Origin of the sequence: Providencia sp. PROV141, from assembly GCF_028481645.1 — a bacterium.
GTDB lineage: Bacteria > Pseudomonadota > Gammaproteobacteria > Enterobacterales > Enterobacteriaceae > Providencia > Providencia rettgeri.
The window spans coordinates 1-2,362 of record NZ_JAMPPR010000009.1; the positions used below are offsets into that span (position 1 = coordinate 1).

4 protein-coding genes are annotated in these 2,362 nt (G+C 43.6%); all 4 read right to left on the reverse strand.

Going from position 1 to position 2,362, the window contains the following annotated elements:
- Positions 1 to 609, reverse strand: a 609-nt coding sequence (locus PSF09_RS08520; protein WP_272683772.1) for a tail assembly protein, incomplete at its 3' end; no start/stop codon positions are given.
- Complete coding sequence (locus tag PSF09_RS08525; protein ID WP_442959953.1) at positions 513 to 1,247, reverse strand: C40 family peptidase; 735 nt, start codon at positions 1,245 to 1,247, stop codon at positions 513 to 515. The genes PSF09_RS08525 and PSF09_RS08520, both read right to left, overlap by 97 nt.
- Positions 1,248 to 1,249: 2 nt before the next feature.
- Positions 1,250 to 1,948 carry a phage minor tail protein L gene (locus PSF09_RS08530; RefSeq protein ID WP_272678796.1) on the reverse strand — a complete coding sequence of 233 codons (699 nt, stop codon included), beginning with the start codon at positions 1,946 to 1,948 and terminating at the stop codon, positions 1,250 to 1,252.
- A gap of 54 nt (positions 1,949 to 2,002) precedes the next feature.
- On the reverse strand, positions 2,003 to 2,242 hold the full coding sequence (locus PSF09_RS08535) for a hypothetical protein (protein ID WP_272683773.1): 240 nt from the start codon (positions 2,240 to 2,242) through the stop codon (positions 2,003 to 2,005).
- Positions 2,243 to 2,362: the final 120 nt, after the last annotated feature.

Sequence of the window (2,362 nt, forward strand, 5' to 3'; positions counted from 1 at the left end):
GTCACCGTCATCCATGATTTCAATTGCTTGTGAAATCACCCTTGAGCCGCACATAATTTCACCATAAGCAACCGGTACCGCCATCCCCTGCGCCACTGCGTTTTCGAGATTGCTGAAGTACGTGTTCCCTTTTTCTTCTTCAGAACGCGACAAATTGGCAGGCTTAGGTATCGGCGTTAACATTTGCGCGACCCCACCAATCATCATTGCACCACCTGCCAGCATCATCGACGCGCCAAAACTCCAGCCTGCAGGGTTCCACCACCCGATCGCCAAAACGGCTGCGCCGGCAATAAATTGAAATGCACCCCCTGTTTTTGCACCCTCGATACGCGGAACGATGTGAATTACCGCATTTGCCATCAGAGGTTCATGGACACGCTGATGTAATTCGCTGGGGTCAACATCGGATCCGCTAATGCGAATTTGGTACCAGCCATCACGGAATTGTTGTTTTAGATTGGGAATTTGAAGAAATAAGGCATGAAGCCCTTCAGCTGCGGTTTTAATATTTAAATCGAATCGACGGCCAAATCGTTGCAGATCCCCATAAAAGCGGATGGTTGCCAATCGCGGTAGCGCCAAATCGAGTGAGTCATTCGTTGCCATCTTTCGTTATAAACCTCTCGCTTGCTCAATTGATTAGGAACGTGATGCAAAATAGTTTGGTCGCCCAAGTAGATTGCGGCGTGATTCGCCCGAGAACTGGCATAGCAACACAAAATGATATCGCCGGGCTGAATGTCTCTTTTGACTTGCTTAAAGCCATTTTCCGCTAAGTTATCTAAATAAAGCTCCTTCCCTTGCCGCCACCAATTGTCTTCACGGTCAAAATCTGGCAATGAGCAACCGGCTAAATGGTAAGCGTCACGAAATAGGCCATAACAATCTGTAGAGCCATGAATAAACTCACGGCCTAATAACTTAGGTACGCACTCAAATTTGATAATTTTTTCATCGCAAACCAGCCACCAGGGGAGATTTGTTTTTAACTGGTGCGCTCTATCTGCTGTACTTAAATAGGGATTGCCACCGGGGTGACTATGAACAATAGCGATGACTTCGCCGATCTGGCTAGCTTGAATATAGTCCTCGGCAGCAATTGAAAAATGATTTTCAGGATCGATATGTTGGTTTTCACAAGGAATATAAATCTCGGTACCGTCTTGAATAATCACAAGGCCACACGATTCCTGTGGCGCCATGCGTTTTGCATGTTCCAAAATAGTTTGTTCTAACATGAGGATCCTTATTGACTGAGGCGAGACGAAGAGAGGAAGCAACCTATTCGATGTGTGTTATTTCTTAATTTACAATCAGATAAACGCTTACCACATTTATCTTTAGTTGGGTCTTGAGTTGGGTTGCCGAGCTCATCAGCAACTGGCCCTCCTTTATACCCGCACTCTTCAGACCGATAGCCAAAATTACATACATCCGAAAGAATGACTCGAGCTGGAAAAGTTGCACCATCTGTTTCCGTTGGGGCGGCAAGTTCCCATGTTGCAGTTTCAGCATTAAGACTGGTTAGTTGCTCAATCACCCATCGGCTAACTTGCTCTTGCGTTGGATCCGCATTGTCATTGCCACCAGCAAAATTCGCGGCATCGAGGAATTGTGCCGTTGTCTTACGACGAATAACAGTACCTCCTAACCCTGAGTTTAGGCGGCTAGCGATACCAAAAATTAGGCCGAACAAATTTGATAGTGAAATAGTTGGGCGTGTCGATGGGCCTTTGCCATTTAAATCAAAACCATCCCCCATGATGGGATAAGGCTCATATTCTTGGCCTTGCCAAATAACGGGCCCTGATGATTCATTGGTACCGTTGTGGAATCGATACCGAATTCCACCTATATTTGTTAGGTCTATTTCATAGAGTATAATTTCTGCTTCTGCTTCAAGTTTTGTTGTCGCGATCAGCAATTCAGGTGGGATATTTTGCATTTGTTTTACCCATAAAAAAACCACCCGAAGGTGGCAGTTTTGAATGATGTAACATTATGGTTTTACGCCATATTTTCTTTGAAAATCATCCTCTTTCTTTTCACACACGGAAGCAACGAATTGTTTAGCCTCTGGTGAAATAGATTTTTTCTCATAATCTTTCCAGCAAAGTTTTATAACATCCCTTTCCTTACTTTTCTCTTTATCTTTTGGTGACTCATTAGCACTAGGCATTGCTAAATATAGTAATAGAAAGCCAACCGCAAAACCGATAATGTATTTATATGATTTCACTTTAGAACCCCAATTAAATTAGATTGCTAAACAGATCATATATTATCCTATTAAACTACCTGTTCAAATTCGGCACTTATTGTTTCACGGATATTGCCACTATCTGCAGACCATTTTCTG